Origin of the sequence: Saccharomonospora iraqiensis subsp. iraqiensis (genome assembly GCF_000430445.1) — a bacterium.
Classification (GTDB): domain Bacteria; phylum Actinomycetota; class Actinomycetes; order Mycobacteriales; family Pseudonocardiaceae; genus Saccharomonospora; species Saccharomonospora iraqiensis.
This window is the reverse complement of sequence record NZ_KE387135.1, coordinates 72,014-79,681: the sequence shown is the minus strand read 5'-3', so window position 1 is coordinate 79,681 and position 7,668 is coordinate 72,014. Positions and strand designations below refer to the sequence as shown.

Genomic DNA, 7,668 nt, shown 5'->3' with positions numbered 1-7,668 from the left:
CCTCGCGGCGGTGGCCACCGCCGCGGCCGGTCCGATCTCGTTCGTGGCGCTGGCCACCCCGCAGATCGCCCTGCGCCTGGCCCGGACGGCCCAACCCCCGCTCGCCGGGTCCCTGGTCCTGGGCGCCCTGCTGACCGTGGGCGCCGACCTCACCGTCCGGGTGCTCGCACCGAGTGTGCCGGTCGGGGTGCTCACGGCGATCCTCGGCGCGCCGTACCTGCTCTACCTGCTCGCCCGGAGCCGCCGACGGTGAGCGGCGCACAGACCCCGGATGCCCCCGCCACCGACGGAAGACAGGAGGGACGCACGTGACGCGGTCCAGACTGCGGGCCGACCAGCTCCGGCTCGGCTACGGCGAACGACTCGTCGTCGACGGGCTCGACCTCGCCGTCGAGGACGGCTCCGTCACCGTCGTGATCGGTCCCAACGGGTGCGGCAAGTCCACGCTGCTGCGCGCGCTGGGCCGGCTGCTGCGTCCGCGCGGCGGCGCCGTCCTGCTGGACGGCAAACGCATCGACAAACGCCCCACCCGTGACGTCGCCCGGACGGTCGGGCTGCTGCCGCAGTCGCCGCTCGCCCCGGAGGGGCTCACCGTCGGCGACCTGGTGTCCCGGGGCAGGCACCCGCACCAGAGCTGGCACCGGCAGTGGTCCGCCGACGACGAGCGGGCCGTCGGCCACGCGCTGGCGCTGACCGGGATGGACGCCCACGCGGACCGGGTGGTGGACGAGCTCTCCGGCGGCCAGCGGCAACGGGCGTGGATCTCGATGACCCTGGCCCAGGACACCGCCCTGCTGCTGCTCGACGAGCCGATCACCTACCTGGACCTCGCGCACCAGGTGGACGTGCTCGACCTCGTCCACGGCCTGCACACCGAGCGCGGCACCACGGTGGTGATGGTGCTGCACGACCTCAACCTCGCCGCCCGCTACGCGGACACGCTGGTGGCCATGGACGACGGGCGGGTGGTGGCCCGGGGCGCCCCCGGGGAGGTGCTCACCGAACAGCTGCTGGCGGAGACGTTCGGACTCGACGCCAAGGTGCTGACCGACCCGGTCGCGGGAACCCCGATGGTGGTGCCGGTCAGTGCCCATCTCCGGGACGCCCGGTCGCAGGACTCCCCGCTGCGGGACGGAACCGGCTGACCAGCCACTCGGCGGCGTCCCGGAGTTTGACGTTGGCGTGCTGGGAGGCCTCCACCAGCAGGGCGAACGCGCGGTCGGCGTCCACACCGTGCCGTTCCATCAGGATGCCCTTGGCCATGCCGATGGTGTCCCGGGTCCGCAACGCCACGTGCAGGTGCGCCAGTCCCTGTGAGCCCGCCAGCGTCACGGCGGCGTGCGCGGCGAACAGTTCCCCGATGCGCTCGGCGTCGTCGTCGAAGGCGTCGGCCCGCCACGAGTACAGGTTCAACGCGCCGATCGTGGACGTGCTGGTGAACAGCTTGAACCCGAGCATTGACGAGACCCCGGACGCGGCCGCCTCCCGGCCGAAGCGGGGCCACCGGGGGTCCGCGCCGATGTCGCCGGTGCGGTAGACCGGCCGCTCGTGGATCGCGTCGACGCACGGCCCCTCGTGCAGCCGGTGCTGGAGCTGGTCCAGGTGGGCCACGACGTCGCCCGACGGTGCGACCGAGCGCATCGTGCCGCTCTCCAGCAGCGACACCCCCGCCTCGTCCGCACCGGGCACCGTCGCGGCGGCGGCGCGGACGATGTGTTCGACGGCGCGGTCGACGTCCGCCTCGGGCTCCAGTGTCCGGGCGATCTTGCTCAGCACCGCGGTGAGATCCTCCGCCGGCTCGCCGGGACCGGCGGCGGCCACAACAGCCTCGTCACCCACGACGTCAGGATTACACATCGCGATCCCGGCCGGCCCCCGGCACCGGAGCCGGAGGGCGCCGGGTCACACGAACGCCCCGTGTCCGGTGATCGCGCGCCCGACCACCAGACTGTTGATCTCGCGGGTCCCCTCGTACGAGTAGAGCGCCTCGGCGTCCGCGACGAACCGGCCGATGTCGTGGTCGAGCACGATGCCGTTGCCCGCCAACAGCTCACGGGCCCACCCGACGACCTCCCGCATCCGGCTGGTGCAGTGGGCCTTGGCCAGGGCCGAGTGCTCGTCCCGGTAGGTTCCCGCGTCCTGCAGCTGCGCCAGGCGCACGACCATGCCGAACGACGACGTGACGTTGCCGAGCATCCGCACCAGCAGGTCCTGCACGAGCTGGAACGCCGCGATCGGCCTGCCGAACTGCTCCCGCTCGCCCGCGTAGCGCAGGGCGATCTCGTAGGCCGCCAGCATCACGCCGACGGCCTGCCACGCCACGCCGCTGCGGGTGGCCCGCAGGATCCGGGCCGTGTCCCGGAACGAACGGGCGTTCTGCAGCCGGTTCGCCTCGGGGACCCGGCACCCGTCCAGCACCACGTCGGCGTTCTGCACCGACCGGAGCGCGATCTTGTTCTCGATCTTCGTGGCGGTGAGCCCGGGGGTGTCCTTCTCCACCACGAATCCCTTCACCTGCCCGTCGTCGACGTCCCGGGCCCAGACGACGAGAAGGTCGGCGAAGGTGGCGTTGCCGATCCAGCGCTTGCGCCCGTCGAGCACCCACTCGTCGCCGGACCGGCGCGCCGTGGTCCGCATCCCGCCCGCGACGTCGGAACCCCCCTCCGGTTCGGTCAGCGCGAACGCGCCCAGAAGTTCCATCCGGCTCATCGGCGGCAGCCACCGTGTCCGCTGGGCGGCGTCCCCGCAGTCGGCGATGCTGCCCATCGCGAGCCCGCTGTGCACCCCGAAGAACGTCGCCATCGACGCGTCGGTGTGCGCCATCTCCAGGGCGAGGAACCCGCTCAGCAGGCTGGTCGGCTTCGGTCCCTGCACGTCGGGATAGGCACGACCGGCGATCCCCAGCTCGGCGTAGCTCTTCACCAGCTCGGTCGGGAACTCCGCACGGGCCCAGTACTCGTTGGCGATCGGCGCGACCTCGGAACGGAGGAACTCCCGCACCCGGTGCAGGACGGCCCGCTCGTCGGTGTCGAGCAGTTCCTCGAAGGAGTAGAAGTCGCCGGTCAACAGCTCGGACATGATCCCGGATACCCGCACCACCGCGGGGAGACACCGCGCCGGAGGCGCGAAGTCCACACCGCGCCGGAGGCGCGAAGTCCACCCCACACGGCACGACCGTGGTGCTCACGCCCGCGCGGGGCTCGCCGTCACCTCGTCCGCGAGCGTGCGGTCGAGCCGCACCCGCACCAGGGCCGCGGAGAACCGGGCCAGGTCGTCGTCGGGGACCAGCCCGGCCAGGGCCGCCGCGTCCTTGGGCAGCCCGATCCGCTCGGCCCCCTCCCTGGCCTTCTTGTCGAGGTACGGACGCAGCCACGGCCACACCCCCTGGGCCTCCCGGCAGAAGATGTCCGCGCCGACGGCGCCGATCCCGGGCACCTCGCACAGCAGGCGCCGCAGCCTGCCGGGGTCACCGTCCGCGCGACGGGCCATCCGGCGGAGATCACCGCCGTACTCGTCGTCGATCAGCGCGGCACCCTCGCCGAGGGTGCTCGCCGTGCTCTCGTCGTAGCGCACGTAGTGCCCCCGGCCCAGTGCGTCGACCCGGTCCTGCCAGGAGGACTCGCGCATCCGACGGGCGGTGCCGAACCCCGCGCCGTGCAGCTCCCGCGCCGCCGCCACCGCGATGTCCGCCTTGATCCGGGCCGACATCAGGATCGACAGCACCAACAACCGGTACAGGCTCGCGGGGCTGTCGGTGAGCCGGATCCCCGCCTCGTCGGCGTAGGTCCGGCCCGCCACGTCCATCAGCCGCCCGACCGTGCGTTCGGTGTCGCCGCTCATGTCCGTCACCTACCCGGCCGCGCCGTGACCGACACGACCCGCGCCCGCACGGTCCGCCGACCGGTGAACCGATTCACGCCCGCCGCGTGTGTTGCGGTTCGGCCTCCCCTCTCCTCAACGTGACCCGGATTACCTATGGTGTGGCATCTACGCCGGATCGAGGAGGACAGCGTTGACCATCCAGCCATCCGTCGCGAACCAGGTCGAGGGACAGACCGTGGCCGGGCTGCTGCGGCGGAACGCGACCGAGTTCGCGGACCTGCCCGCCCTGAGTTCGCTGGACGACGCGGACCGGCCCACCCTCTCGTGGGGCGAACTCCGCGAGGAGATCGCCGCATTCGCCCGCGGTCTGGCCGATCTGGGCCTGCGCGCGGGCCAGCGCATGATCATCATGGCGCCCAGCCGCCCCGAACACGTCATCGCCGATCTGGCCGCCGCGAACCTCGCGGTGATCTCGTGTACCGCGTACTCGACGTTGAGCAGTGACCAGATCCGCTACGTCGTCAACCACAGCGCGGCCCCGGTCGCCGTGCTCGCCGGTGCGGAGGAGCTCGAGCGCTGGCTCCCGGTGCTCGACGACCTGCCGAACCTCGAACACATCGTCATGATGGACGCCGACGCGATCCCCGCCGGGGACGAACGGTTCGTCAGTGCCGAGCGGGTCCGTGAGCGCGGGGCCGAGCTGCACCGGAGCAATCCGGACGCCTTCGAGCGGCTGACCGACGACATCAGGACCGACGACCCGCTGTGCATGATCTACACCTCGGGGACCACCGGCGCGCCCAAGGGCGTGGTGTTGTCGCACCGCAACACGATCCACGAGGCGTTGGCAGTTCGCCAATTACATGACGCGCCGATGCACATGTCGAACATCGCCTACCTTCCGCTCGCGCACGTCGCCGAGCGGGTGCTCTCGATCTACATGCCGATCGTGCACGCGGGCCACGTGCACACGCTCGCGGACGCGAGCGGGGTGGTCGGGGCCCTGGGCACGGTGCGGCCGGACTCGTTCTTCGGCGTGCCGCGCGTGTGGGAGAAGATGGTCGCCGGCATGAAGAACATGCTCGCGGGCGTGGACGAGCAGCGGCGCGAGGAACTGCTCGCGGCCAACGAACTGCTCCAGGAGGGCTACAAGCTGCGCAGCGCGGGCAAGGAGGTGCCCGCCGACCTCGCCGAGCGGATCTCCGAGACGGACCGGAACGTGCTCGCCCCGATCCGGCAGATGCTCGGCCTGGACCGGTTGTTCCTGGCCGCGAGCGGCGCCGCCGCCCTGCCGACGGAGGTGCTGTACTTCATCGCCGGCCTCGGCATCGAGATCCAGGAGGTCTGGGGCCTGTCGGAGACGACGGGCGCGGTCACCGCGAACACCGCCTCCGCCTTCCGCGCGGGCACGGTGGGCCGCCCGCTCGCCGACGTCGAGGTGGCGGTGGCCGACGACGGCGAACTGCTGGTGCGCGGGCCGATCGTGTTCCCCGGCTACCTCCAGGAGGACGGGTCGATCGAACCCGCCACCGATGCCGACGGCTGGTTCGCCACGGGGGACATCGGCACGATCGACGAGGACGGGTTCGTCAGCGTCACCGACCGGAAGAAGGAACTGATCATCACGGCGGGGGGCAAGAACATCGCCCCCACCCGGATCGAGGGTCTGCTCAAGGAACACCCGCTCATCGGGCAGGCGATCGCGATCGGGGACGACCGGCCCTACATCACGGCACTGATCGTGCTGGACGACGAGATCGCCCCGGCGTGGGCCTCGTCCCGCGGCATCGAGGCCGGGGACGTGGCCGCACTGGCCGAGCACCCGGAGATCCGCGCCGAGATCGACCGTGCCGTGGCCGCGGCGAACGAACGGCTCGCCCGCGTCGAACAGATCAAGCGCTACCACCTGCTGTCCGAGGCGTGGTCACCGGAGAGCGGCGAGCTGACCCCCACCCTGAAACTCAAGCGCCGGGTCATCACCAACCGCTACGACACCGAGATCGAGTCCCTCTACGAGAGCTGAGCACCCCGCGTCGCGTGCCGTGAAGGACTCCCTGCCTGCGCCCCACGCAGCGAAGGAGTCCTTCACGGCACCGCGCGCAGGGAAGGAGTCCTTCACGGCCACACCCGCGTCAGGCCGAGCGGGTCCATCCGCGCAGGGGTTCCGGGACACGTTTCTCCAGGCCGTAGGGCTCCAGGTGGGCGGCGAACACCTCGTCGAAGGCCTGCCGGACACCGTCCGAGTCCCACTCGGGACGGCGCAGGATCGGCTCCTTGAACGCGGGTTGGGCCAGCACGTGCAGGTCCGAACCGTCACACCGGACCAGCTGTCCGGAGATCCCCGCGGAGGCGTCGGCGAGCAGGTAGGTCACCAGCGGGGCGACGCGGGACGGCGTGCGTTCCGGTGGACAGTTGCGCAGACTGCGTTCCGACTTCCACACCATGCGGGTGTGGGCCAGCGGGCACACGGCGTTGACCCGGACACCGACCTCCTCCATGTCCAGTGCCCACGAGTAGGTCAACGAGGCGACCGCCCCCTTGCTCGCCGCGTACGCACCCAGCTTGCGCTGCCCCAACAGCGCCCCGGACGCGATGTTGACGATCGAGCCGCCCCGGTCCCGCTCGACCATGCGCTCGGCCGCCGCCATCCCCACGTGGAGGACACCGAGCACGTTCGTCTCGACGAGCTCGCGCACCCGGGCGGGGTCGTCGGCCCACGGCAGCGCCTCGTAGTTGACCCCCGCGTTGTTCACCAGACCGTCGACCGCGCCGAACTCGGACACGCACAGCTCCACGATCGCCCGCGCCTGCGCGGGATCGGCCACACTGTGTCCACTGGCGACCGCCGTGCCGCCGTGCGCCGTGATGTTCGCCGCCGTGCGTTCGGCGAGTCCGGCGTCGACGTCGTTGACCACGACCGCCGCACCCGCCCTGGCCGCGTGCGTGGCGAACGCCTCCCCCAGGCCACGCCCGGCCCCGGTCACCACCACGGCCCTGCCGCCGAGTTGTCCGTCCATCCCTGTCTCCCCACCGCGGGCTGCCGCCCACGCGTCACGTCGGTGTAGCCGGCTAGCTCCAGTGTCGGGCACGATACGCACGGTGCGTACCGGCCCGCGACGAACGGCCGCCACTCTGCGCCGAACGAGTGAGCGCTGATCGGCCGGACGTACCCCGCGGCCGAACACCGGGGACGGCCGGTCCGAGGACGGCGCGGCTCCGGGACGGCGCGGCAGGGACGCCACGGGGCGGGAAGGACCCGGTGGCGCCGCGCATCACGACACGGTGCGGCGATCGGCACGTCACCGGATGGTCGGACCACCTGATGGTGCCGTACCGGAACGGCGTGAACCCGCCCGCGACAAGGTATTCACCGACGGTCAGAAGTCACGACCGGACACCGCCGCTCACCTCCTTCTCCGGTCGGGCGCCCCGACGAGCACCGACGACTGTGTGAACCATGACCGCACGTTCCCCGGCGATCAGAAGTCCCGACCCGCCACGGCACACCTCCCACGACTGCGCTCGCGAACCCGCACCGCGGGGCGACACGGTCCGTGACCGGCACGCCCCGGGTGTTCCGGCATGCACGAAGATATCCCCCGCCCGGACCAGACGTCACGACGGACCGTGGTCTCACTGCCCGATGCGTCCCGGAACCGAGGTCACTCCTCCGGGTGGGACACCGACGGAGCGCGTTCCCGGGGGTGGAATCATGGCGTCCGGTCCGGTGGTTCACCCGGTGGACGGATATCGTCCGGACCACACGTCTCCGGACACCGACACACGCGGGAGGACGAGCGAGTGCCGCCGGGTCCGCACCGCGGGCGAGCCCGCGACCACGCTTCG

General features: G+C 71.8%; 7 protein-coding genes. 3 read left to right on the top strand and 4 right to left on the bottom strand.

Features of this window, described 5'->3' with window-relative positions; genetic code table 11:
* The coding region (locus ACTIR_RS0120330) for an iron chelate uptake ABC transporter family permease subunit (protein ID WP_154663829.1) at positions 1 to 253 on the top strand (253 nt) is incomplete at its 5' end.
* A gap of 55 nt (positions 254 to 308) precedes the next feature.
* Positions 309 to 1,145 (top strand): ABC transporter ATP-binding protein, encoded by an 837-nt coding sequence (locus ACTIR_RS0120325; RefSeq protein WP_026455646.1) that lies wholly within the window; start codon positions 309 to 311, stop codon positions 1,143 to 1,145.
* On the opposite strand, the gene ACTIR_RS24585 is transcribed toward ACTIR_RS0120325, so the two are convergent.
* From ACTIR_RS24585 to ACTIR_RS0120310, 3 genes are all read right to left on the bottom strand, one after another.
* Positions 1,084 to 1,857: a GAF and ANTAR domain-containing protein gene (locus ACTIR_RS24585; protein WP_084789641.1), complete on the bottom strand. Its 774-nt coding sequence runs from the start codon at positions 1,855 to 1,857 to the stop codon at positions 1,084 to 1,086. The two genes, ACTIR_RS0120325 and ACTIR_RS24585, sit on opposite strands and share 62 nt — an antisense overlap.
* 45 nt (positions 1,858 to 1,902) lie before the next feature.
* Positions 1,903 to 3,078, bottom strand: a complete 1,176-nt coding sequence (locus ACTIR_RS0120315) for an acyl-CoA dehydrogenase family protein (RefSeq protein WP_007025625.1) — start codon at positions 3,076 to 3,078, stop codon at positions 1,903 to 1,905.
* Between the two features lie 105 nt (positions 3,079 to 3,183).
* Entirely contained in the window at positions 3,184 to 3,840 is a 657-nt protein-coding gene (locus ACTIR_RS0120310; RefSeq protein WP_026455645.1) for an HhH-GDP family DNA glycosylase, read from the bottom strand.
* Between the two features lie 172 nt (positions 3,841 to 4,012).
* Here ACTIR_RS0120310 and ACTIR_RS0120305 point away from each other — a divergent pair, with 172 nt between their 5' ends.
* Positions 4,013 to 5,845 carry an AMP-dependent synthetase/ligase gene (locus ACTIR_RS0120305; RefSeq protein ID WP_026455644.1) on the top strand — a complete coding sequence of 611 codons (1,833 nt, stop codon included), beginning with the start codon at positions 4,013 to 4,015 and terminating at the stop codon, positions 5,843 to 5,845.
* A gap of 109 nt (positions 5,846 to 5,954) precedes the next feature.
* Here the strand turns inward: ACTIR_RS0120305 and ACTIR_RS0120300 are convergent, their stop codons facing one another.
* Positions 5,955 to 6,839: an SDR family NAD(P)-dependent oxidoreductase gene (locus ACTIR_RS0120300; protein WP_026455643.1), complete on the bottom strand. Its 885-nt coding sequence runs from the start codon at positions 6,837 to 6,839 to the stop codon at positions 5,955 to 5,957.
* Positions 6,840 to 7,668: the final 829 nt, after the last annotated feature.

Bases quoted from the DNA above. Each gene is read 5' to 3' on its own strand.
- ACTIR_RS0120300 (WP_026455643.1), bottom strand. From the start codon at position 6,839: ATGGACGGACAACTCGGCGGCAGGGCCGTGGTGGTGACCGGGGCCGGG.
- ACTIR_RS0120310 (WP_026455645.1), bottom strand. From the start codon at position 3,840: ATGAGCGGCGACACCGAACGCACGGTCGGGCGGCTGATGGACGTGGCG.
- ACTIR_RS0120315 (WP_007025625.1), bottom strand. From the start codon at position 3,078: ATGTCCGAGCTGTTGACCGGCGACTTCTACTCCTTCGAGGAACTGCTC.
- ACTIR_RS24585 (WP_084789641.1), bottom strand. From the start codon at position 1,857: ATGTGTAATCCTGACGTCGTGGGTGACGAGGCTGTTGTGGCCGCCGCC.